Below are 25,206 nucleotides of genomic sequence, written 5' to 3' on the forward strand. Positions count from 1 at the left end.
AGCCGCTGTCACCTGAGAAATTATAACACTGCTGACGGATTAGCAGAATTATCGGTTGCGAGTTATGAGTTACTCGCTTGAAGTTAAGAGGTTTTTGACTCATAACTCTCTGCTCGATCGACTCAAGCAGCAATTTCAGTGAACACACCGATGTCGCGAAACTTTTGATACCGGAGTTGTCGGCGCTGCTGGCCCGTAAGCTGACTTAGTTCTGCTAAGTTTTCCAACAAAGCTTGTTTAAGCATGGACGCAGCTTTGAGGGGATTCGAGTGAGCGCCACCAACTGGTTCTGGTACTATCTGATCTAGAACGCCGAGGTTTTTCAAATCCCAGGAAGTGATTTTCAGGGCTTCTGCCGCCAAGTTAGCTTTGCCAGAGTCTTTCCAGAGAATGGCGGCACAAGCTTCGGGGGTGGCGACGGTATACACAGAATGTTCTAACATCAACAGCCGCTCGCCGACACCGATACCCAAGGCTCCGCCGGAACCGCCTTCGCCGATGACTGTGCAAATAATCGGAACGTCGAGGCGAAACATTTCTCGGAGGTTACAGGCGATCGCCTCTCCTTGTCCAAGCTGTTCAGCTTCTAAGCCCGCCCAAGCCCCCGGAGTGTCGATAAAGGTGAAAATTGGCATCGAGAAGCGATCGGCGTGTTCCATCAACCGCAGGGCTTTGCGGTAGCCGCCGGGAGCTGCCATACCGAAGTTGCGGGCGATATTGTCTTTAGTGTCGCGCCCTTTTTGATGGCCGATGATGACTGTGGGACGCCCGTCTATGCGGGCAATTCCGCCCACTAGGGCCGGGTCGTCTCCGCCGCACCGATCGCCGTGAAGCTCGATCCACTCGTCGCTAATTGCCTGAATGTAATCGAGAGTGCTGGGGCGGCGCGGGTGACGGGCAAGTTGCAGCCGCTGCATGGGGGACAAGCTGCTGAAGATTTCTTGTCGCAGTTGGGCAGAGCGAGCTTCGAGTTTGCGGATTTCGTCGGTGACATCGACGCTGTTTTCTGCAGCGAGTTCGCGAATCTGGTGAATTCGGGTTTCGAGTTCGGCCAGTGGTTTTTCAAAATCTAGGAGTAGTGGTTTACGGTCTGAGTTTGGCACGCTGATAATTTCTATAAGGTTTTGTCAGGTTTTGTCGATCGACTATTTCCAGATCCTACCCTGTCAGGGGATGCTGAAAAAGAGGGGAAATTTGGAAGTTTTAAATTTTTAATTATGCTTGGCTTACTAAGCTGGTTGAACATCAGAGACTTGAGCCTCGTTTTTTGCTACACTATTTTTGCTTGCTTCTGATTTTTACCATAAAGAATTGGTTTAAAGCCCCAAGCCTGATCTGGAGAAATTAAAAGAAGACTATTCATTACTCCAATCCTCTTCCTTCCAGGTAGAGGTCGCTATCTTGCGGTCAACTGTCAACTGTCAACTGTCAACTGAAGCCCCTATTTCCCAGCGCCCCTGGGTTCCCCACCGCCACAAAAGACCTAACCCTGCTGAACTTTTCCCAAGTCCAAAAAGCGACACCAGCGCGATCATCGAAATCACCCCTTGGGAAGCTTTAACAGCCCTGTCTATATTACATTTTGTCGCCAACTATCAAATATCCGAAGAATTAAATACAAACTCTTGCCACCAATCACATCCGCTTGTTCCGAACTACAAACTACTTTTCTTCGGGTCGTGCGATCGGCTGTAATATTAATAGTTAACTGTTGAAAATTCACTATTAACTGTCCTAAAAAAAGTTACTGGTTATTATCAGAAAAACTTTCCTCAATAACCAATAACCACAACAAATCACATCAAACTGACATTAATAAAGGTCTGAAACCATGCTTGACAGAAATATGACCGATTTGCTCCATCTTTTCCACAGTAATTTGATTCCGTCCCCAAGAAAAATTGGTATACATTTTTTCAAATTCCAGCAGCATTGATTCAGCAAAACAGGCAAACAACTGTCGGCCAGGTACATCCATATTGACAATCTTCATAATTTTCCACTCAATATCGAGGGAATGCTCCACAATCCCGCCATTTAGTACGTAAATTCCGGGATGCTGAACCTGAGTTGCCAAATTTTTCGGATAGCCACCGTCAATCAATAAACAGGGTTGCTTCAATGTCTTAGGGTTAATTTCTACTCCCTTTGGCATACTGGCTACCCAGACTACAATATCCGCTTGGGGCAGGGCTTCTTCCAAATCCATGATTTTGCCTCGCCCTAATTCCGATTGCAAATCTTGCAATCGTTGTTTGTCGCGGGCAATCAGCAACAATTCTGCTACATTTGTTTTGACATTGAGCCAGCGACACACAGCACTGCCAATATCGCCAGTAGCACCGCAAACCGCTACAGTGGCTTTTGAAAGTTCAATTCCCAATTTTGGGGCTGCTTGTTCTACTTGGCGGCAGAGGATGTAAGCCGTGTGAGTGTTACCAGTAGTGAAGCGTTCAAACTCCAACTTGAGATTGCGAATTTGCTTAATTTGCTGCAAGTTGAAAGTCTCAAAAATGATCGAAGAAAAGCCGCCTAAAGCAGTGATGTTAATCCCGTTTTTTTGAGCGTGTGCCATCGCATTAAGGATTTTGCGAGTGGCTGCTTTAATCCGGCGAGTGGCTAGCATTTCCGGCAGAAAACATGACTCCACATAGCGGCCTTCTATTTTTTGCCCGGTGATGCTAGTGACAGTGATATGATCAACTATTTGGGGCGGTGCGCTGCACCAAAAATCGAGACCTTGATCGGCATATTCTGGATAGCCCAGCTCGTTAGCTACTGATTGGGCGTGTTCTAAGCTGGTTAAGTGACCGATTAGACCAAACATTAAGTTGTCAAATGAAGGAAGATTGAAGAAGAAGGAAGAAGGAAGAAGGAAGAAGGAAGAAGGAAAATTTGCTAATTAAAAATGAGATGCCTCATTTTTGATTTTTAATTCTTTTCCCATTCCTTATTTCCCAATTAACTAGGCTGCGAGACCTTGTGCTGACATCCGCATGATGTCGCGGTTGTTAAAGCCAATGTTACCTAGGGCTTCGCCGTAGGCAATCATAAAGTCTTCGATTAAAGCGTCTTTTTCCATACCCAAAACGCGAGCATCGTCTGCGACAGAGTTTAGCAGTCTCCAGATGATGGGCAGGTTTTGGCGGTTTGCAGCTTCGAGTTCGGCTTTGGATTCCTCAAAGTGAGCTTGCAGCCAGACTTCCCCAAAGTTGAGGTGGCTGTATTCTTCTTTGACGACGCCTTCGGTGATTTTGCGAGCAAAGTCATCGGCGACGGGGATGTAGATGTTGTAAGCTGCGATCGCAAAACACTCGATAATTAGTGATTGAATCAGCAAGCAAGTTACAATCTGACCATCCGCCGCGGCCGTTTGGAAGTTTCTGTGCAAATCCGAAAAGAATTCCTTGGCAAATACCATGTCCGGTGTGACTTTGAGATTCCGGCCACAAGCTTGGAAGCCTTTCATGTGGCGGTTCTCCATCTTGGACAAGCCAACTAACTCTGCTTTTTTGTCAGCCAACAGTTCGGCCAGTGTCAGGTAATTGTCGTGAGCTTCTTGTTCGCCTTCAATCACAATGGCGTTGATGCGGCTGTAAGCATCTTTGTAAGTTTCGGTTTGAAAGTCAATTGTTGGGCTAGCCTCAAGCTGGGGCATAGATATGTAGTCTCCTCATATAAGCTTGTGGGATGTCTGGAAACCCCTTTAAAATTGGGGGTCAGTGACAATGCACTTTACCTTTTTTGAACGCACCCCATCTAAATCAGAGATTATAGCTGAGGATTCTTTCGACAAAGAACTTTTCTTTGACGTTCCGGGAAAAACTGGCGTCCTCAGCGTGTTTGGCGGAGTTTTGCCGTCGAACACTCCAGAAAGACTATCGCTAGAATGCTATCTATTTACTAATTACTTGAATTAGTCGTTAGTCGATCTTTTGCCCGGAAATAGATGATAGAAATACGGTCTATGTCTCCACCTTTCAGGGTTTTACATTACCAACTCTATCTATAACATTATATCCTAATCCCAACTTCCTCCCTAGGTAGTCCTTCTTTCCTTCTACGACTATTATGTTGTTGTATGGGAATCTGGGATGCGATCGGCTTTGATAACCTCACAGGCTTATTATTTTAGGTTAATTCACAAATTTATGGGTAAATCCTTTGACAGGTCTCAAGCGCTGGAACTTCTGAGTTTTATTTTGTTGCTGGCGGGGGCTGCGCTGGTGCTGCTACCGCTGGCTGCTGTATTTTTCATTTCTCTATCACCATCTGGTGTCGGTGTCAAGGCCACAGGCCTGACTTTTGCGAACTATCAGGAGGCTTGGCGACGTGGCAATTTTTTGTTGGCATTTGTTAATTCTACTCTAGTGGCGATCGCAGTGACGGGTTTTCAGGTTGTGACTTCTGCTTTGGCCGGTTATGCTTTGGCCAGGCTGAAGTTTCGGGGGCGACAGGCCGTAGTTTTGGGGGTTTTGGCGACGCTGGTAATTCCGTTTCAGCTTTTGGTGATTCCCATTTTCTTGGTTTTGAAGTGGGGTCATCTGCTGAATACTTACGGGGCGCTGATTTTGCCTACGGCGGCTAACGGTTTTGGGATTTTTCTGCTGCGCCAGTATTTTATGACTGTTCCGGTGGAGTTGGAGGAGGCGGCAATGCTGGATGGGGCTAACCGCTGGCAGGTTTTATGGCAGGTGATGTTACCTTTGGCCCGCCCTGCTTTGGTGACGCTGTTTTTGTTTACCTTTATCGGGGAGTGGAATGATTTGTTTAAACCGCTGGTGTTTACCACCCGGCCGGAGTTGCGGACTGTGCAGTTGGTTTTGGCTGAGTTTCAGGAACAGTTTACTAGCAGTTGGCAGTTGTTGATGGCGGCGGTGGTAATTGGAACAGTGCCGATGGTGTTGCTGTTTTTGGCCGGTCAACGGCAGTTTATTCGGGGGATTGCGGCGACGGGGATTAAGAATTGAGTTGGAGAGGCATCGCAATTAAGTTTGTAGTCATTTGTGGAACCATTCTCAAGAACAGGCAAGATGCCTGTTCCACAAAGAGTGAACTTTCTTGTGGAACAGACATCTTGCCTGTTGCTGACATTGATGCCTGTTCCACAAAGAGTGAACTTTCTTGTGGAACAGGCATCTTGCCTGTTGCTGACATTGGTGCCGCTAGGTGAGTTTGTAGTCACTCGGCGATTGAACTCGCTACTATACAAACAAAATTCACTCCAAGCAGACTAATAGATAAAGGGCATATCAAAGCTGTATTATGTGAATCTATGCAAAAACTCGGTTTATTTTTATTTATCGTATCTTTTCTACCGTGGCTCGCAATCTTGTTTGTTGTGCCATTCCTGCCGCTGGACATTACCCAAAAAACTACTTTATCTGTCGTTCTGGCTGTTGGGGCGGAAGTTTGTTTTTGGATTAGCGTAGTGCTGTTGGGGAAAGAAGTAGTTACCAAATATCGGCGTTATTTGCATCCCCGGTATCTTTGGAAAAAAATCAGAAATTTTAACCGCAGATGAACAGGGTTCGACGCCGATAATGAGCCTGGAGATTGGCGTTTATCTGCGGTCAAGGTTGAGCTATTCGCTGAAAATTTGCAAGCGAATAGAGCGTTCTCCATCTCCGAAATCTACTTCAATTTTTTCTCCCGAAAGACTGTCCAAGCATCCCAAAAGCAACCGTAAATTCGGTGTACTTGCTCCTGTATCCACGTACAATCTATCTGCTAAACTGCCTAAACGCTTCCAAATGGTGTAGAGTTTGACTACTGTTTGTTCTAGCTGTGCGGCTTGTTTTACAACGTCGGCGGTGGTTCCCAAACAGCCGACTCGCAAAGATTCTTCTAAGGCCATTTCCATGTCTAAGTGAGACTGATTGAGAGCTTGCACTTGGGCGGCGGCGTCGAGATATTTTGATAAGTTCTTGGCGTCGGATGTTAGCTGTTTGACAGTATCTACGTCGGGATTTTCTGCTACTTCTTTTTGAATTTCGCTTTGGTGAGATGGGGAGAGTTTCTCCATTTCTTTGACTAAAGGAGCGAGGTAGCGGGAAGGTAGAGAACCGGTAGATGCTTTTTCTTTGACTTCTTCTGGCAATAAATCTGAGTTCATTGCCATCCATTCGTCGGAGAGTTGTTTGACTTCGCGGCGGGTGATGCGATCGCCACTTGCTGCGGCATCTGTTACCATTTGCTGCACTTCGGGAGATGCTTTGGCGGTTTCTACAAAGGCTCTTTTGCTGAAGTTTCTAATGGAATTTGGGTCTAAATCTCCTTGCTGGATCAGAGTATCGGCACTATTAGCTAATTCTATCAAAGAATAGGCTTGACTTTTGCCAATTTCTCTTTCTTTGAGCCAGTTCAAAAAGCCTGTACCGCGTCCTTCGCCGCCTTTTTTTTCTCTGTCTCGGACTGTTCGGAGAATGCGTCCCCGCCAAATGTCGGTTTGCAAGTCGAAGCGATCGCACACTTTCCAGGCATTGTCAACCTGATTTTCAAAATCAAATTCTGGTATTTGTTCGTCTTCGGGGTCAGGCAATTGAAAATTGATATCGGTAAAGCCGTTGAGGGCTTCTGCAAGTTCTGCGGGATTTAGGGGGACTTCAGCCATTAGGAAAAATTTGTGTAGTGCAACAGCCGGTTTAATTGGTAACTTGCACGGGTTGACAGTTGAGACGCTATATGTAGCGGTAAGGTAGGCAAGATTTACCTACTAATAGAGCTTTTGTGCAAGTCATATTATTATTGCACGATGGGGGGCGATCGGCGAAAAGATACTCAAAAAGACTCCGGGCACGCCCCTGATGGGGCTTGATGCGAGTGCTGGCTGTGGGGGGATTGAGTTAAAGTGAATTAGGAAATTAAAGGAACTAATAAAATGCTGGAAACTACCAAAAGTTAGGAGCGCTCTATCCCTTTGTTAGCCTAGAATTGAGAAAATAAGCTAAAGGAAAAGTGCCATGTCAGAACAAGACATCGCTAATATCATTACGCTTGAACCGGGTAAGCGAGGCGGTAAACCTTGTATTCGAGGTATGAGAATTACGGTTTATGATGTGTTGGAATATCTCGCCTCTGGGATGAGTTATCAAGAAATCCTAGATGATTTTCCCTATCTTACCCAAGAGGATATTTGGGCTTGTTTGAGTTTTTCTTAAATAGTTATCATATTATGTTTCGGTAATTGCTAATAATGATTCTGTAGTAAGAGCGTAAGGCTCCCGAGCTAGAAGCTCGCACTGTAGTCGTCATTAATTGACTGGACATAATATTATATCCCTGCGTGAAATCATGCCCAAAGACTTCTCCGGTAAAAATCTCCGAGGCCGCAATTTCAAAGGTCAAAACCTCACAGGTGCAAAATTCATCGGTGCAGACATCCGAGGCGCAAACTTCACCAATGCCATCCTCAGAGAAGCTGACTTCACCGGTGCCAAAGCCGGACTGCAACGTCACTGGACAATTTTTCTAGTAACTATCTCGCTATTTCTATCGGTAATATCGGGATTGATTTCAGGATTTGCTAGTTCTTGGGTAGCAATTTTTTTCATTCCAGATGCCATCAAACAGTACACCATTATTCCCGGTGTGGTTGTGTTGATAGTTTTGGCAATCTTCTTTATAGCTACTATCCGCCAAGGTATAGGGGCAGGGGCAGTGGCAGCGGCAGTGGCAGGGGCAGCGGCAGCGGCAGCGGCAGCGGTAGTGGCAGGGCCAGCGGCGGTGGCAGTGGCAGGGGCAGGGGCAGTGGCAGGGGCAGCGGCAGTGGCAGGGCCAGCGGCAGTGGCAGGGGCAGTGGCAGGGGCAGGGGCAGTGGCAGGGTCAGTGGCAGGGGCAGGGTCAGTGGCAGGGGCAGGGGCAGTGGCAGTGGTAGCGGCAGTGGTAGCGGCAGTGGTAGCGGCAGTGGTAGCGGCAGTGGTAGCGGCAGTGGCAGGGGCAGGGGCAGTGGTAGCGGCAGTGGCAGGGGCAGTGGCAGTGGCAGTGGCAGTGGCAGTGGCAGGGGCTGCGACAGGCATAGGACTAGGTATTTACGTTGCTTGCCGTGCCCTGGCTGGGGATGAGAAACAGGCCTTGATTCGCACTGTTGCCATTGCCTTTGCCGCTACAGGTGGCACTAGCTTTCGGAATGCGGATCTAACTGATGCCAATTTCATTGAGGCAACCCTCAAAAGTACAGATTTTAGAACAGCTAATCTCACTCGCACTTGCTTCCGCAATACAGAAAAACTCGATCGCGCGCGAGTCGGTAATTCGATATTAGCTGATACCCCCGTCCGAGAATTACTCATCACTGGCAATGGTTACAAAAAATCCTATGTTGGTGCGAATCTCCAAGGAGCAAACCTGACAGGCGTTAATCTCAACGAGGCTAATCTCAAGCAGGCTAATCTCAGCGAAGCAACTTTGCACCAAGCTAATTTGGAATTCGCAAACCTGACTGAAACTCAAGCCTTAGCAACAGATTTTACAGAAGCTTATTTTAAAGGTGCTTGTTTGGAAGCTTGGAACATTGACGCTACTACAAAGCTCGATCGCGTTGACTGTCGGTTTGTTTATCTTCTAGAATATCCCCAACCGGGAACTGGCGATCGCGAACGCCGCCCTCACCACATCAGTAAATGTTTTGAACCGGGGGATTTCGAGAAACTCTATAAAAAGATTATGGAAACCGTGCAAATCCTGATCAAAGATGGGCTTAACCCCGAAGCTTTTACCGTCGCTTTTCAGAAGTTAATGCAAGAATTTCCAGACATTACACCGGAGTCAATTCAAGGAGTTGAGAAGAAAGAAAATGATGTTTTACTGACTCTTAAAGTTCCCGGAGGAACGGATAAGGGTAAAGTTGAGCAAATTTGGGACGAAGTTTATCAAGCAAGGCTAGAAGCTCAAATGCGAGCCGAGCAATTAAAATCTAAAGATGAAATTATTGCCATTCAGAAACATTATAATGATGTCTTTGAAGACTTAGTGAAAGCAGGATATACTAAAAATTTAAATCTGAATGAATTTGTAAAATTGTTGACTCCACCACCTGTTAATGTTAAATTTATTAATGAAGTTAAATCTACATCAGAGAGTAAAGCTATGAGTGACCAAATCGACCAAAGTCGCAAAATAGAAATTACAGGTGGAACCGTTAACGCTAGCGGTGCTGGAGCCTTAAGTTTAGGTGATATCAGCGGTACTGTTGCCAATACAATTAATCAATTATCTGATTCTGCTAAACCAGATGAACCGGGAATAAAAGAATTATTGACTGAGTTACAAACAGCGATCGAGGCTGAAACTAATTTATCTGATGAGGATAAAGCTGAAGCATTGGAACAGGTTAAAGCTTTGGCAGAAGTAGGGAAAAATCCCCAAGAAAGTACAATGCAAAAGGCGGGGAAAAGGGCAATGACGATGCTGAAAGGTATTCTTACTGGTTTACCTAGTGCGGCGACGTTGGTAGAAGCTTGCAGTAAATTGTTGCCTGCGATCGCAAGTCTCTTACTTTTACCCTAAAATCCAATATCAACGCCCAGTAAGTAATGGTATTTTTAGGGCGGGCGAGACGCCCACCCCACGAAGATTCTTCGCTTCAATCAAAATGACAACGCAGCTTACCGTCCAGATTTTCTCGGCGGTGTACCGTTAGCCCGCGATCGACGGATCAGCACGCTCATCACCTGCTTCGGATTAGCTGCACGTTGTACGGGGCTCCAATCGCCGACTTCGGCAAATCCCAGTCGGTACAAAGTGAGTATTGTTTCCCTGACACCCTTGGGCGAACCGACAACCGTTAACAGCACCACTTCCTGTTCCGATACTGCTGCTGAGTCGTCATTTGGGCGATCGGATTTGTTGTCGTCAGGCACGAATTCCTGTGACATATTATGTTCTCCTGGTTTTGGGTTTTCTAGAAAAACCCAAAAACCCAGCCGCCCCGCATTTCAACACATAGCAGGGCGGCTACAGAGGATGTTAAGATACTCCGTTAGCCTCCAGACTGCTGGTATCAGTTTGGCGGTTAGCTGTCCATTGCTGTTAGCGCAGCTTTGGGCAGTGCAACTAGATTTTCGGGCGACGCGGGCTGCCTCCTCTACAAGCAAGCAACCTCTCACTTCAAAGCGTAGCCGCAGATGGGGGCCGCCGTCAATCCATTTTGGATTTTCGATTTTGGATTTTGGATTGAAGAATTGATCCCCGGACTAATCTGGGGACTTTGGGGGTTTTGATGCGGGATTGGCGGGTTTTGGGCTCGCGCCAATGAGACTCACAAAACGAACGCTCGTATTTTCCACTTACCAACTAAAACGGCGATACTCGATCGCGTTCAACCTCATCGCTGGGAGTTGTTTTCCCGTTCAAAATTGTGCCATCCTCGGGCAGATTTTGCGGGCGATCGCGTTTCCGAAAGCGATCGCGAGCCGAGACAACCACCACATACAGAACCGGCACCATAAACAAACTCAAGAAAGTAGAAACAACCATCCCACCCGCGATCGCATTCCCTAGCGATCTACGACTTGCCGCCCCCGCACCTTCCGGGTTAATTAGGGGAGCAATCCCCAAAATAAATGATAAAGAAGTCATCAAAATCGGTCGTAAACGCTCTTGAGACGCTTCAACTGCTGCCTTAGCAATTGGATATCCCCGCTCCCGCAACTGGTTAGCAAATTCCACAATTAAAATCGCGTTTTTACTCGCCAACCCAATCAACATCACCAAACCAATCTGGCAATAAACATCATTCGCCAAACCCCGCAACGACTGAGCTAAAAGTGCACCTAAAATCGCCAGAGGAACCGATAGCAAAATAATGAAAGGATCGACATAATTTTCGTACTGAGCCGCCAAAACCAAGAACACAAAAACCAGCCCCAAACCAAAAATAATTGGTGCCTGACCCCCCGACTCAATTTCTTCTAAAGAACTCCCCGACCATTCATACCCAAAACCAGATGGCAAAACTTGAGACGACACCTTTTCCATCGATTTTAGCGCCTGTCCAGAACTCGCTCCCGGAGCCGGAGAGCCACTAATTTCAATTGACCTATATAAATTGTAGTGGTTAACAGTTTGCGCTCCCACCACCGGAGTTATCTTCACCAAATTGCTCAAAGAAATCATTTCATTCTTTCCAGAGCGAACATACAACTTACTAATATCTTCAGGGTTATCACGAAACTGTTTATCCGCCTGAACATACACCCTATAATTGCGCTGCTGTAGATTAAAATCATTCACATACTGAGAACCCAGAGCCGTTTGTAACGTACTGAAAACATCATTAATGGGAATATCTAGAGCCTTAGCTCGATTGCGGTCAACTTCCACAATTAACTGAGGCGTATTCGCAGCAAACGTACTAAATACCGCCTGCAACCCCGGAGTCTGATTCGCCTGCTTTAAAATTCCACCCATCGCCTCAACCAGAGAATCTAAACCGCTGTTACCTTTGCGGTCTTGCAATTGAAATTGGAAACCTCCAAATTGACCTAAACCTTGAATAGCCGGCGGATTCACAGGGAAAATTCTAGCTTCTGGAATCGCGAAAAACTTACCCCGCAATTTACCAATAATCGCCTGTACAGTTTGATCTTCTCCGTGACGTTCTTTCCAGGGTTTAAGGGTAGTAAATATAATCCCCTGATTGGAACTGTTACCACTAAAACCAAAGCCACCTACAGAAAAAGTCCCCACAACTTCAGGAACTTTGAGGATTTCTTTTTCAACTCCGTCCATCACCTGCTGGGTGTATTGCAGTGAAACGCCTTGAGGCCCTTGAATAATTGTCAGAAAATAGCCCTGGTCTTCCTCTGGGATAAATGCTGTTGGTACTGATAAATAAAGCCAAGCTGTGAATCCCAGAGAAGCAATAAACAACAGGGTAACAATGGTTTTAAATCGTGTTAAGAATATTAAGGAATCTCTATATTTCTTTTGCATCCAATCCAGAAAAATATTAATCCGGTTAAACACCCAACCCAACGGGCCGCCAAACTTCTTACCTGGGCGCAGTAATATAGCGGCAAGTGAGGGAGTAAGAGTAACCGCCATAAAGGTAGAAAGCAGAACGGAAAAAGCAATTGTTAAGGCAAATTGTTTATAGAGTGCTCCCGTTGTCCCAGGGAAAAATGCCACGGGTATGAACACGGCCATCAATACTAAGGAAGTGGCAATTACAGCACTAAAAAGTTCCCGCATTGACTCGGAAGCTGCTTGGCGGGCATTCATACCTTGGCGGACTAGACGGTCAATATTTTCGACTACGATGATCGCGTCATCAACCACTAAACCTGTTGCTAAGGTTAGACCAAATAGAGACAAACTGTTAATCGTAAAGCCGAAAGCTTTGATAAAGGCAAATGTCCCAATCAACGAAATCGGAATTGTGAGGGTGGGAATAATCGTAGTGCGCCAATCTTGCAGGAAAACAAAAATAACTATCACCACTAGCAAGACTGCTTCAAACAGAGTTTTGACTACTTCGGCCATTGACTCTTGGACAAATTGAGTCGTATCTAGTGCGATTCTATGTATCACCCCGGGAGGAAAGTTTTTAGCTAACTTTGCCATTTCTGCTTTGACGGCGTTGGCAACATTTAGAGCATTACTTCCCGGCAATTGGTAAATCCCTAAACCCACCGCGTCATTACCTCGAAATCGCAGGAAAGAGTTATAATTTTCTGCTCCTAATTCTGCTCTACCAACATCTTTTAACTTAACTAAAGTTCCATTTGTTTCACTTTTAATAACGATGTCTTCAAATTCTGTGGGGCTTTTTAGACGACTTTCTGCCGTCAAATCAATCTGATACATTTGCCCTTCGGGGGCGGGTTCTTGACCAATTCTTCCTACACCAACTTGCAAGTTTTGTTCGTTAATTGCTCTTGTGACATCTTGCATCGTTAGATTACGAGCAGCTAATTTATTGGGGTCGATCCACAGGCGCATAGCATAGCGTCTTTCCCCAAAAATTCGCACGTCCCCCACGCCTTTTACTCTTTTTAAAGTATCGGCTAAATAGAGGTCGGCGTAGTTACTTAAAAATATGGTATCGTATTCTTTATTTTCGGTAAATAATCCTATAGCAAGCAGCAGGCTGTTAGATTGTTTTGTAACTGTAACTCCTGTGCGTTGTACGGCATCTGGCAGTTGTGGTTGAGCGACTGCAACTCGATTTTGCACATCGACGGCGGCGATATCTTTGTCGCGGGAACTATCAAAGGTGGCTGTAATGGTGCTAGTTCCACTGTTAGTGCTACTGGAAGTTAGATATTTCAGTCCTTCAATGCCGTTGATTTGCCTTTCTAGGATGTTTGTTACCGCATTTTCGACAACTTCAGCATTGGCACCGCTATAGTTGGCTGTGACGTTGATTTGGGTGGGGCTGATGTCGGGGAAGCGTTCGATCGGCAATGTGGGAATGCTGATTGCGCCTACCAAAACAATAATTAAGGCGCAGACGCTAGCAAAGACTGGTCGTTTAATAAAGAAATCTGCAAACATTATTTGGGTAATGGGTAGTTGTTAGTTGATAATTGGTAATTGGTAATTGGTAATTGGTAATTAGGTGGGTACAAATAAACACTAAATGGGTCGGGCGGGTTTTGCCTTCATCTTCTGGCTGATCTCATAAATTATTAGCTAAACCCGCCCCTACGACCCATCGGGATTTAAGGATTAAAGGATGGACAGGATTAATTTTAGTCATCTTTAATTCAATCCTATTAATCTTTAAAATTCTGTAAATCCTGATGCAGAAGTTAATTTTTCCCACCTGCTGGTAATTTATTACCTTCCCCTTGCGTTTCTTCCTCTTGAGCAGTAACTGGAGCGCCGTCAGTCAAGTTGAGAATGCCTGCGATAATCACTTTTTCTCCGGCTTGCAAACCTTCGATAACTTGATAATTATTCCCCTGAATGGTTCCCAATTTCACTGGTTTTTGCCGCGCGATTAAAGGTGGCATTCCCGGTTTTGGCTGTTCCGGCTTTTGAGCTGTGAAGACAAAAGTTTGCCCGCCCAAGCGAGTGACTGCGATGACGGGAACTAAAATTCCGGGGTTCTGTTTCCAGATGACTTTAGCTTTTACAAACTGGAGATTAAGCAGTTCGCCACTGGGGTTGGGAAAGGTGGCTTTAGCTAAGATTGTTTGGGAATTGGCGCTGACGTTGGGGGAAATAAAACTGATTTGACCGATCGCGATCGCCTTGCCTTGATTATCCAGCATTTCTACTGGCAGCCCTAAGCGTAATTGAGGCTGACGCTCTAAAGGAATTGATAACCGCAAGTCTAGCAATTGGTTCTCTGTCAGGGTGGCAATGGCGTTGCCTTTTTGCAAGTAATCACCTACTTTCACTGGTATGTCGCCGATGACTCCTGCGAAGGGCGCGATGACAGCAGTTTCTTGTAGTTGTACTTCAAAGCCGCGCACTTGAGCGGCGGCCTCGGCAACTTGCGCTTCAGCTTGATCGAGCTGTTCTTGGCGAGTGCCGTTGGCTAACTGGGCTAATCTACTCTTGGCTTGTGCGACTTCTGCTTCGGCTTTGGCTATTTCTTCTGGGCGCGCACCGTTTTGCAATTGCCGCAAGGCTTGCTGCTGCTGTTGCAAGGCTGCTGTCCGTCGCTCGATCTCGGCTTGTCTGTTTTTTTGTCGCTGCTTGAACCGCCTTTGAGCTTCTCGGAGGTTGGCTTTGGCGCTGCTTTCTTTTTGGATGTATTCTTGGAGGGTGTTTGCTGATGCTGCACCTTCTTTGGCTAATACTTGATATCTGGCAAGTTGCTGACTGGCTAGCTTTGCTTCGGCCGTGTTTGCTTCAATTTGGGCTTTTGCTTGGGCGATGTCTTCTAGGAGGCTGCCTGTTTCGGCGTCGGCGAGATCGGCTTCAGCTTGGCTAACGCGGGCTTGGGCTTGACCAATTTCTTCTGGGCGATTGCCCGATCGCAGTTGGGCGAGGTTGGCTTGGGCTTGGGCGACTTGGGCTTGAGCTTGGGCGATTTCTTCGGGCCGGCTGCCTGCTTGCAGTTCCGCTAAGCGGGATTGAGCGCGGATCAGGTTGGCTTGGGATTGCCTCAAGTCAGCTTGGGCGCTGTCGCTTTTCATGCGGGCGATGGGTTGTCCTTGGTTTATGAAGTCCCCGGATTTGACAAAAATCTCTGTGACGAGCCCTTCTACTTCGGGTTTGATTTGTACTGAACGCTTGGCTTCTAAGCTGCTGACAAATTCCGAGGCATCTTGAACTGAGCTGGTTTTTACGGCGGCGAGCTTGACTGGTATGCCTTGGGGTTGGGCTGCAGCAGCAGGTTGCTGGGCGCGATTATGACCCGATTGCCATGAGTACCAGCCGATACCTGCTGCGCCTGTGGCGATCGCGATCGCGGCAATTAGAGGCCAGCGCGATCGTGGCTTAGCAACAGGTTCGGGGCGATCGGCAGCGGCTGCAAAATCCTCTGGTCGATCGCTGTCTGCATCGGTTGGGTGCAGTTCCGGTTTAGCAACAGGTTGGGGGCGATCGGCAACGGGGGCCAAATCCTGCGGTCGATCGCTGTCTGCTTCAGTTGGGTGCTGTTCGGGTGTGGGAGATTTTTGCTCTTGGGCTTCAACTACGGATTCTGGGGATTTAGAATAACTCATTGGCAGCACCACTTAGATTTTTTTTAACTTCTGACTGAGACTTGGGCGAAATCTTTAATTTTCCGGCGTTCCCCTCAAACATGGGGGTATTTGGACAGTGATTTTAAACAGGATGGAATCGGGAAAGTACCTTTTTAATGAGGTTGGGGTATGTGCAGGGCTTTAGTCTGATCACAGTTAGCCAAGCTTGGGAGTGATTCTTTTTAGGAAAGCTTCTTGTTTTCTCTCAAAAGTTACGATGGCAGGAATGATTACACATCCTTCTTATGAGTCACCTGAGTGGGTGAGTTGGAACGATTTTCCCTTGGAGTCGGCGGATTCAGCGAAGGTTGGGGAGTCACGCACTCGATCGATCGCACTTTTTTCCTTGGCTAGTTGCTCGGTTAACCACTCTATTTCTGACGCCAGCACTGACTTGCAGCGATCGCGAGAGGCAAATTGATAGTCGTCGGTTAGTGGATATTCGCTCTTGAGGCTTTCGATGTAGTCTTGCCTGGTGTAACAGGCTCGCAAGCGGTGTTCCAACAATTTCATCCGTTCTGTCGGTTCTAAGTCGCCAAAAAAGAAAAACTTGATTTGGAACCGGGAACCACTGTTAACCCAGCTTTCTTGAGGGTGTTCGAGCATTTTTTCCCGCCAGAGTTCGCGCCCTTTGGCAGTAATTCCGTAGATTTTGCGCGGACAGCCCGCATCTCCGGCTTCTTCGGCTATTACCGAAATCTCGCCTCGATCTAACAAGCGCTTCAGCAGCGGGTAAATCGCTCCGTAGTTGACGCTGATGCAACTGCTCATAAACAGCTCCAGTTTTTGCTTTAGCCGATAGCCGTGCAGGGGTTGCAACTGTAGCAGCCCAAGGGCTGATAATTCAAGCATTTATATCAATTTGATATTATAGTCTGGATTATATCACTATATCGAACTCAAGGGCGATGGGGTCAATACCTAGTTTGAAAGAAATTTTAGATCAAGATGCACATTTAATAATATTTGTCAATATTCTTAAGATATACTTTTTGAGTTTAACAAAGGGCGATCGCTTTACTTTATAAAGGAAATGCGGAAATCGGAAAACGAGCGAGACTAAAGTCGGCTCGATGTAAGCGAAGCGAGGGACTTTAGTCCCCTTCAATCTTTCTTGAATCTATTCCTAAAACTACGGGAAATTCCAGTAGAGTATTTTTAAGGGATAATTTCCCCGATTATATGCTATTAATATGACACAAAGACAGTGATTTATCTTGAGAATAAAACCAAAGATTAACGCCCTGTAATCACTTGAAATAGCCAGCCAAAAAGCATCACACTCAAGAAAATTACACCTCCGACAATTAAGATCAAACCCAACAGCAAAGCCGCCACAAATAACCAGTCGGCTTTTTTGCCTTGTTCCGGGGAACCTAAATGAGCATCCAGCAATTCTATATTTTTGACATTAGCTTTCCAAGCAACATCCAACAAATCTCCGGCCACCGGTACTGTACCAGCAACTGTATCAAATACGATATTAGCTGCCATTTTTACTAAAGTCTCTTGAGGCACTCCCATTTGAGCGGATTTGAAGACAACATATCCTGCAAAAATTGAACTGATCACATCACCTCCGCCCGGTATAAGTCCCAATATCGGATCGAGTCCGATGCGGTATTTTGTGCCGGGAATCGGAATTGCATTGTCTAGTAAATGGCTGATCCGGCGGAGTCGGCGCAAGGATGTAATATGAGATGGGCTGGGAGTATTTGGGGAGGAATTTTGTATAGGAGGACGAGACATTTAGATTGCTCCTGATTGCAATATTAATATTGATTCCGGCTAAAATACCGCCTTTATATCATGTGCGGTGGTATGGGCGGGGGCGGGTTTATGAGATTGTCGATTATGGGCAATTATTGGTGGTGAACCCGCCCCTACAAAATTTAACATCATATAAGTCCGAATACAGAGAAACCCGGCTTTAATTCAAAACCGGGTTTTCTGCTTTTAGCTCAAGGCTTTTAATTTAGCCTTTTATTTGTTGCCTTCGGTGAAGTCGGCGTCAATCACGTCGTCGCCGCCGCCAGTGGGGCCGCCGTCTCCATAGCCACCAGGGCCACCAGGGCCGCCAGGGCCATCAGTCGGGCCGCCTGCTTGCTGGTACAGGTTGCTGCTGACAGCGTAGAATGCTTGCTGCAACTCTGTTGTTAGGGTTTTGATCCGATCGTCATCTTCACTGCCGATCGCCTCGCGCAAGTCTTTAAGCAACCCTTCAATCTTAGTTTTGTCATCAGCGGGAACTTTATCACCCAATTCTGCCAACTGCTTCTCGATTTGATAGGCTTGAGAATCAGCTTGGTTTTTGCGATCGATCCTTTCGCGACGTTCCTTGTCAGCAGAAGCATTGGATTCGGCTTCCTTCACCATGCGCTCAACTTCATTGCTGGGCAAAGTAGAAGCACCAGTAATGCTAATCGATTGCTCCTTGCCAGTACCTTTATCCTTAGCAGCTACATTCAAAATACCGTTAGCATCGATATCGAAAGTAACTTCAATTTGAGGTACGCCACGGGGGGCAGGTGGAACTCCATCTAAGCGGAAGGTTCCCAAATCCTTGTTATCATTCGCCAGTTCCCGTTCGCCTTGCAAAACGTGAATTTCCACGTTTGTTTGGCCGTCTACCGCAGTCGAGAAAGTTTCCGACTTCTTAGTAGGAATAGTGGTGTTGCGGGGAATGATTTTGGTCATCACGCCGCCCAAGGTTTCGACACCAAGAGACAGCGGGGTAACGTCGAGCAACAAGATGTCTTTGACTTCGCCGGAGAGCACGCCGGCTTGAATTGCTGCACCGACTGCAACCACTTCGTCCGGGTTGACTGTTTGGTTCGGGTCTTTGCCGAGGATTTTTTTGACCAGTTCTTGCACCGCAGGAATGCGTGTAGAACCGCCAACTAAGACGACTTCATTAATTGCTGATTTGTCTAATTTGGCGTCGCGGATCGCATTTTCTACGGGGATGCGAGAGCGATCGATCAAATCTGAACAGAGTTCTTCAAATTTGCCCCGCGTCAAAGTCGTGTCCAAGTGTTTTGGCCCGTCTTGAGTCGCGGTGATAAACGGCAAGTTGATTTCTGCTTGAGTAACACTCGACAGTTCAATCTTGGCTTTTTCTGCAGCTTCCGTCAGGCGTTGCAGTGCTTGCTTGTCTTTGCGGAGGTCAATTCCTTCAGCTCTTTGGAATTCTCCGGCGATGAAATCGACGATTTTTTTGTCGAAGTCGTCACCGCCGAGGTGAGTGTCTCCACTTGTTGCTAGCACTTCAAATACGCCGTCGCCTACTTCGAGAATAGATACGTCGAAAGTACCGCCACCTAAGTCAAATACGAGGATGGTTTCGTTGCTCTTTTTATCTAACCCATAAGCTAAAGCGGCCGCTGTAGGTTCGTTAATAATCCGCAGCACTTCAATCCCGGCAATTTTGCCAGCGTCTTTCGTAGCTTGGCGCTGGGAGTCGTTGAAGTAAGCGGGAACAGTAATTACCGCTTGGGTAACTGTTTCGCCAAGGTATTTGCTGGCGTCTTCTACCAGTTTGCGGAGAACTTGTGCAGAAATTTCTTCTGGGGCAAATTGCTTGCCACGGGCGGGACAGTCTAGTTTAAGGCTGTTGCCGACTTTGAGGACTTTGTAGGAAACTTCAGTGGTTTCGTGGGTTACTTCGTCAACCCGACGCCCGATAAACCGTTTTACTGAGTAAAAGGTGTTTTCGGCGTTCATCACGGCTTGACGCTTGGCGATTTGTCCGACAAGCTGATCGCCATTTTTAGCATATGCTACTACGGAAGGTGTGGTGCGACCCCCTTCGGCGTTGGCTATGACGGTGGGTTTGCCGCCTTCCATAACTGCGACGCAGGAGTTTGTCGTACCTAAGTCAATTCCAACTACTTTTCCCATAGGGGTGTTCCGGCTCCAATCTCTACAAAATTTTGGTTTTCTATCTGTGCGATAGTCTGGTTATTCAGGACTGCGATTTTACCTCGCGGTTTACGGGTAGTGAGTCCTGCTTTAATACAGTCTTCGATAGGGTGCTTATCTCTATACTGCGGGCGGTAGACCTTGCGATGAAGGGGTATTTACCGAACCTGTTGGGGGACGGTTGCATCCGTGAGGCTTGCACCGCTACAGTAGTTGACTGCTTTTCTTTACTCTTCCCAATGTACGGTGTGCGATCCATTCGGGTATTGTGGCAAACCGTATACGTTGTGTTGTATTTGCCGTCTTTGTTGTATAAATTTTGTTTGGTTGGTAGGGGCGATCGGTTTTTTGGCTTCAAATCAGGTTTAATATCAATTCTGAAAAGGGACACGGCAATGCCGTGTCCCTATCAGTTTACTTCCCGGCTGTGCCTGGGAAGGAATATATTATTGAGGGAGAGCCTCAAGTCCGCCTCCTGGGAATCTCGGAAAATTCAAGAATTTTCCAGCTTTTCATTGCTATTTTTTACCGATCAGCAGAGCTGCAGGAAAGTAACTCAGAGCTTCACCAATGGCCAGCGTACCGTTACTTTCTACCGCCTGATTTGTAATTGCATCTTTCCAAACCGACGGCATTTGCTCGGATAATTCCAGATTAGTATCTTTCCAGACTTGTTTGCCGATCGGCATTTCTTCCGGTTTGACAATTCCCGTCAAAAACCGGGGAGCAATGACAATAACTGTAGTCTCTCCAAAGCTTCTGGCAAAGGCAACAACATTATCTTTAAACGTGCCAACTGCTTGCAGGGGCAGATAATCGCCTGATTGAAAAACTTGCAAGTATTTTTTTCTCGCTTCTAGCGCTCTTGCCGTCAAAAATAACTTAATTCTCGCGTCTTCTCGCGTCGCAATCAAATCTTCAACCAGTTGCAAAATATCCGTCTGAGCTTGCTCTTTAATTTCCCGCAAAACCTCGATTCTGCGGTCAAAATCAACGGGACGGCGGTTATCCGGATCGACGTGGCTTAAATCCCAGAATTCCGTCCCTTGATAAATGTCGGGAACCCCTGGCGCCGTAATTTTTAGCAGCGTTTGAGATAAAGAATTGAAAATTCCGTAATGAGCTACTTTTTTCCAGAAAGGTTTAAATTTGTTGAGAAACTGATTTTGTTCCGAAGGTTCGAGAACGCTATCGACAAAGGTCATAAAACCAGCTTCGTAGTCGTTATCCGGTCTCAGCCAAGCCGTATAAACTTTGGCTTCGCGGACAGCTTTAATCACATAATCTTTCAGGCGATCGACATAATCAGTGTTTTCAATTCCCTCAAAGGGAAAACTGCCGAGCAGAGTTTGGTACAGGAAGTATTCGTCATTAGTATCTGGAACCATTCGATTCACAAAGTTGACTTTCTTAGAAGAGTTTACCTCTCTCCAAGACCTGACTTGCTGTTCCCATTCATCGGGAATTTCTGACAAAACGTTTATTCGGGCTCGCACATCTTCACCACGTTTGGTATCGTGGGTAGCTGTCGCATTCATTTTGTGTGGCCAAGCAGCTTGCTGCTGTTTGTTAAACTCGTGAAAATCTACCAGCGACACGCCGAACTGACTGGGATTTCCTCCCACTTCGTTGAGGGATAAAAGCCGATAGTAGACGTATAAAAGCGTGTCTTCAACGCCTTTTGCCATTAATGGGCCTGTCAACTGCTGGAGTTTCATTACAAAGTGCCGGCGCTGCTCTTTTTGTTCGGTTGTTAGGGTTTCTTCTTCTTCCAGCAACAGCACCGTTTCGATAAATTTAAGTTCCTTAAGAAGTCGCGGTACTTGTTCTTTGGCATGGGCGATCGCATATTTTACGTAAGTGCGATCGGACTCTCTCAAACCATCTTGATTGATGTAAGTTCGGTAGACTGGAAAAATTGTCAAAATCGCCGCCAATGCTTTTTCCAAACCGGGACGAGTAAAGTCGTTTCCCTGTCTCGATTGACCGGAGATATTCTTCAAAAGTTGAGCTAGATTGTCTACATCTCCCGCCAAGTTTTTCTCAACAATCAGCCCTTTTTTATCTAAAAATAACTGTTCGTAGGGAACGGTCAAGCGAGTAAATCTCTGATATATTTCACTAAATTGCTGCTCGCGATCGCACCGACAAAAAACGCCGTTTACGTAATTCAAAAAGTCGTAGCCGCTAGTTCCCTCAATCGGCCAATATGAGGGCAAATCTTCTTCGTGTTCCAGAATCTTTTCAACAGTGATGTAAGTATCTCCGGTTTTCTCCCGGAGACGTTTCAAATACTCTGTGGGGTCGTACAGTCCGTCGATGTGGTCGATTCTCAATCCGGTAAACTTTCCCTCATCAACCATGTCGAATATCAGAGCATGGTTTTTGTGAAAAACTTTAATCTCTTCAACTTTTACCGAAATCAGTTCGTTGACTGTAAAAAACCTTCGGTAGTTAATTTCTTCTGCCCCCACTTTCCAGAAAGACAGACGGTAAAACTGCTCGGAAAGCAATTCGTCTAGCAGATTAAAGCTTTCAGAATTTCCCTTTTCTCCGGCAAAAAAATTGATATTTTCATCGATAAACTCCTGCACAAGGGGATTTTGATTGTATAGTTCCCACAGCAGTCCTTTGACAAAAGCTATCTGATCGTATCTGGTTTTACCTTTAGTTTCTGAAGGTGTATTTTTAATCAAATAAAGAATTCCTAAAAACTTGATAAAATCTGGATGGCGTCTGCCTAATTCTCTGGCCAAATGCCCCAAATTATGACTGATAAATTTAGCATACGATTCAATTCTTACTGGCAATTTTAAGCTATAATAATTGATGGTCAGCCCAATTTCGCTGTATTTGAGTTGAATCTCGCCATTTTCCAGACACTCTCCATAAAAATTGCCCAGCAGCGGAGCCAGCACTCGACCCCTGAGATGTTCGTAAGCATGATTCCATTCAATATCGAAGTAATCGAAATAGTCGGAATCTGGCCCGTGTTCCAATACGTCTAACAGCAATAAATTTTGAGTGTCGTAAGCCATGTGGTTCGGGACAATATCTTGCAGCCATCCCATGTTCCGTTTCTTGATTTCGTATGTGAGGGATTCAAAATTTTCTGATGTTCCCAAATCGGGATTGAGCTGATTTGAGTCAACGACATCGTATCCGTGAGAGCTGCCTTTTCTGGCTTTAAATATCGGTGAAGCGTAAAGGTCGGTAATTCCTAAATCTTCTAGATAGCTAAGGATTTGTTTGGCGGCTTCAAAGTTAAAACCTCCATGAAATTGAATCCGATAAGTTGTTGTGGGAATTCTCATCATGTTAATTTTACTCCTGGTTTTTTAGGGTTTTCTCTTTTAATATATGAGGCAGAGCCTCCTCGACTGCATTCCCAGGCAGAGGCTGGGAACGAGAGAGGCTCTGCCTCCCGTTTCTTGTGGGACTAGATTCCGCGACAGAGGCTGAGAACGAGATAGGTTCTGCCTCCTGTTGCTTGTTCCTAGGCTCTGCTAGGAAACGCCTGTATTTGAGGCTCTGCCTCCCGTTTTAATTACTCTAATTCATAGAGTGCGAAACTATGCGGTTTAATGGTCAATTTTTGCTCTGGATTTATTTTTTCAGGCAAGCTAGAACCTGAACCCATCCATTTTTCATCAGCAGAGTCTAAAATTTTGTGACCGTTGCCTTGGGGCAGTGCAGCCGTAAAAGCGACATCTTGCGTGTTGAAGTTTAGAATGCAGAATATCTGGCTGTCATCTGTCCAGCGACGTAGAAATAAGATTTTTTCCGCTTCAATGCTGGACACTTCTAGACTGTTTTTGTCGAGTTTTTTAAGGGCTGGTATTGTCCGCCGCAGTTGAATCAGATGTTGGTGCCATTCCCAAAGGATTTTGTGTTTGCCTTCGCTTTGTTTTTCCCAGTTTAACTTACACTTATCGAAAGTCTCAGGACTCTGGGGGTCGTGAAACTCGCCTCGGCCTTCAAAGCTTTTAAATTCTTGTTGTTTGTCTTTGCGGATAGCTTCAATTAAGTTTTCGTCGGAGTGGGAAACGAAGTAAAAAAATGGTGCTTCTTCTCCGTATTCTTCTCCCATAAAAAAGAATGGAATGTAGGGAGAAATCAAGACTGTGCCGGCGGCGAGTTTCAATCCTTCAAAATCAACTATTTTGGATAGTCTGTCTCCCAAAATGCGGTTGCCGATTTGGTCGTGGGTTTGGGCAAACACCACAAATTTATGACCCGGTTCATCCTTAACAGAATTGCCGTGTTTCCGCTTTCTGTGGGGGGCGTACTGGCCGGAGTAAACAAAGCTTTCTTTGAATGATTTTTCTAAGTGTTCGCACTTGCCGAAATCTTGGTAGTATCGGTCGTCTTCTCCGGTGAGCAAGGCGTGTAGTGCGTGGTGGAAATCATCGCACCATTGGGCATCTAGTCCGAAGCCGCCGAGTTCTTTGGGACGTACAGTGCGGACATCATTTAAGTCACTTTCGGCTATTAAATAAAGTTGCCGTCCTAGTTCTTGGGAAATATCGGCTGTGGCATCGGATAGTTCTTGTAAAAAAGGTCTTGCACCTACTTCAAATATTGCTTGAATTGCATCTAATCTCAGGGCATCGATGTGATAGTCTCGAAACCAGTAGAGGGCGTTTTCAAGAAAGTAGTTGCGTACCCCGTCGCTGTAGGCGTCGTCGAAGTTGAGGGGGTCTCCCCAAATCGAGCCGTATTTTGAGGTAAAGTAGGGGCCGAAGTCCCTGAGATAATTTCCTTCGGGGCCGAGGTGGTTGTAAACTACATCGAGAATTACTGAAATACCGTGTTCGTGGCAGGCGTTGACGAGTGTTTTGAAGCCATCGGGGCCGCCGTAGGAGTTTTGAACTGCGTAGGGATATACGCCGTCATATCCCCAGTTTCGCTCGCCGGGGAATTGGGCTACTGGCATTACTTCGATGGCGTTGATTCCCAATTCTTTAAGTTGTTTGAGCTGGGGAATTATTGCTTCAAATGTTCCGGCTTGGGTGAATGTGCCGACGTGCAGTTCGTAAATAATCATTTCGGCTAGCGGCACGCCTTGCCATTTTGTGTCTGTCCAAGTAAAGATATTTTCATCTATTACTTGCGACGGGGCGTGTACGCCTTGAGGTTGATATTTTGATGCTGGGTCTGGTCGGTCGGTTTTTCCTTCGATTTGGTAAGTGTAAAGGGTTCCTGGTTCGATGTCTGTAGCTGTGGTTTGCCAATAACCTTCTGCCGATTGTTGCAGGGGTATCAGGCGTTTTTTTGGAGAAACAATTTGGACTGCTATTTGTTTGATGGTGGGCGCCCAAACGGTAAATTCACATTGGTTGTTGCCGAGGTAATTTGATCCTATCTTCACTTTGAGTTGTTCTCCTTATAAAATAGGTTGGTAGTTCGATCGCCCGACGCGCTATCAAATGCTTGCCCTTAACGTTCAGCGCCTGTTTAGACGGTAATATTACTTAATATAACAAACAACTAACTTTAGACAGAGGCATCAAAGGCTAAAATTGTGTAACGGCCACAAGTAGCGGTTAGTTATGTCTAAATTAGAGCATGAATCCGCACGGGGGCGATCGCCAAATTAACGGCCTGGAAGCGTTAATATTTCTGGTTGATATCATGTCTA

17 protein-coding genes are annotated in these 25,206 nt (G+C 46.1%); 5 read left to right on the plus strand and 12 right to left on the minus strand.

Translation table 11 applies throughout. The features are described from left to right. Positions 1–122: 122 nt before the first annotated feature. From accA to QUA58_RS21340, 3 genes are all read right to left on the minus strand, one after another. On the minus strand, positions 123–1,103 hold the full coding sequence (gene accA, locus QUA58_RS21330; RefSeq protein WP_333254836.1) for an acetyl-CoA carboxylase carboxyl transferase subunit alpha: 981 nt from the start codon (positions 1,101–1,103) through the stop codon (positions 123–125). A gap of 698 nt (positions 1,104–1,801) precedes the next feature. After that, entirely contained in the window at positions 1,802–2,827 is a 1,026-nt protein-coding gene (locus QUA58_RS21335; protein ID WP_333254832.1) for a long-chain acyl-[acyl-carrier-protein] reductase, read from the minus strand. A gap of 138 nt (positions 2,828–2,965) precedes the next feature. Beyond that, positions 2,966–3,658, minus strand: a complete 693-nt coding sequence (locus QUA58_RS21340; RefSeq protein ID WP_333254830.1) for an aldehyde oxygenase (deformylating) — start codon at positions 3,656–3,658, stop codon at positions 2,966–2,968. A 70-nt stretch (positions 3,659–3,728) separates the two neighbouring features. Between QUA58_RS21340 and QUA58_RS21345 the strand changes: the two genes are divergently transcribed. The 3 genes from QUA58_RS21345 (at position 3,729) to QUA58_RS21355 (ending at position 5,524) form a co-directional block, all read left to right on the plus strand. After that, on the plus strand, positions 3,729–3,920 hold the full coding sequence (locus tag QUA58_RS21345; protein WP_332984860.1) for a hypothetical protein: 192 nt from the start codon (positions 3,729–3,731) through the stop codon (positions 3,918–3,920). 231 nt (positions 3,921–4,151) lie between these two features. After that, entirely contained in the window at positions 4,152–4,970 is an 819-nt protein-coding gene (locus tag QUA58_RS21350) for a carbohydrate ABC transporter permease (RefSeq protein WP_333395806.1), read from the plus strand. A gap of 305 nt (positions 4,971–5,275) precedes the next feature. Continuing rightward, entirely contained in the window at positions 5,276–5,524 is a 249-nt protein-coding gene (locus QUA58_RS21355; RefSeq protein ID WP_333254822.1) for a transporter suffix domain-containing protein, read from the plus strand. A 60-nt stretch (positions 5,525–5,584) separates the two neighbouring features. On the opposite strand, the gene QUA58_RS21360 is transcribed toward QUA58_RS21355, so the two are convergent. Further along, complete coding sequence (locus QUA58_RS21360) at positions 5,585–6,613, minus strand: hypothetical protein (protein ID WP_333129130.1); 1,029 nt, start codon at positions 6,611–6,613, stop codon at positions 5,585–5,587. A gap of 349 nt (positions 6,614–6,962) precedes the next feature. Here QUA58_RS21360 and QUA58_RS21365 point away from each other — a divergent pair, with 349 nt between their 5' ends. Continuing rightward, positions 6,963–7,160 (plus strand): DUF433 domain-containing protein, encoded by a 198-nt coding sequence (locus QUA58_RS21365; RefSeq protein WP_333395809.1) that lies wholly within the window; start codon positions 6,963–6,965, stop codon positions 7,158–7,160. 133 nt (positions 7,161–7,293) lie between these two features. Further along, on the plus strand, positions 7,294–9,507 hold the full coding sequence (locus QUA58_RS21370; RefSeq protein ID WP_333395811.1) for a pentapeptide repeat-containing protein: 2,214 nt from the start codon (positions 7,294–7,296) through the stop codon (positions 9,505–9,507). 98 nt (positions 9,508–9,605) lie between these two features. On the opposite strand, the gene QUA58_RS21375 is transcribed toward QUA58_RS21370, so the two are convergent. The 8 genes from QUA58_RS21375 to treZ all read right to left on the minus strand — a co-directional run bounded on the left by QUA58_RS21375 (position 9,606) and on the right by treZ (position 24,936). Beyond that, positions 9,606–9,875 carry a hypothetical protein gene (locus QUA58_RS21375; protein WP_333395813.1) on the minus strand — a complete coding sequence of 90 codons (270 nt, stop codon included), beginning with the start codon at positions 9,873–9,875 and terminating at the stop codon, positions 9,606–9,608. 418 nt (positions 9,876–10,293) lie between these two features. Then, positions 10,294–13,497, minus strand: a complete 3,204-nt coding sequence (locus QUA58_RS21380; protein WP_333395815.1) for an efflux RND transporter permease subunit — start codon at positions 13,495–13,497, stop codon at positions 10,294–10,296. 257 nt (positions 13,498–13,754) lie between these two features. Then, on the minus strand, positions 13,755–15,623 hold the full coding sequence (locus QUA58_RS21385; protein WP_333395816.1) for an efflux RND transporter periplasmic adaptor subunit: 1,869 nt from the start codon (positions 15,621–15,623) through the stop codon (positions 13,755–13,757). A 264-nt stretch (positions 15,624–15,887) separates the two neighbouring features. Further along, positions 15,888–16,496, minus strand: a complete 609-nt coding sequence (locus QUA58_RS21390; protein ID WP_333254810.1) for a PadR family transcriptional regulator — start codon at positions 16,494–16,496, stop codon at positions 15,888–15,890. Positions 16,497–16,880: 384 nt separating this feature from the next. After that, positions 16,881–17,393: a DUF4112 domain-containing protein gene (locus QUA58_RS21395; RefSeq protein WP_333254808.1), complete on the minus strand. Its 513-nt coding sequence runs from the start codon at positions 17,391–17,393 to the stop codon at positions 16,881–16,883. Between the two features lie 234 nt (positions 17,394–17,627). Beyond that, entirely contained in the window at positions 17,628–19,544 is a 1,917-nt protein-coding gene (gene dnaK, locus QUA58_RS21400) for a molecular chaperone DnaK (RefSeq protein WP_333254806.1), read from the minus strand. 539 nt (positions 19,545–20,083) lie between these two features. Continuing rightward, the gene (treY, locus tag QUA58_RS21405) at positions 20,084–22,879 is read right to left on the minus strand and encodes a malto-oligosyltrehalose synthase (RefSeq protein WP_333395825.1); all 2,796 of its coding nucleotides are present in this window, start codon (positions 22,877–22,879) and stop codon (positions 20,084–20,086) included. Positions 22,880–23,112: 233 nt separating this feature from the next. Beyond that, entirely contained in the window at positions 23,113–24,936 is a 1,824-nt protein-coding gene (gene treZ / locus QUA58_RS21410) for a malto-oligosyltrehalose trehalohydrolase (RefSeq protein ID WP_333254804.1), read from the minus strand. Positions 24,937–25,206 lie beyond the last annotated feature (270 nt).

Origin of the sequence: Microcoleus sp. N9_A1, assembly GCF_036701795.1 — a bacterium.
Lineage (GTDB): Bacteria > Cyanobacteriota > Cyanobacteriia > Cyanobacteriales > Microcoleaceae > Microcoleus.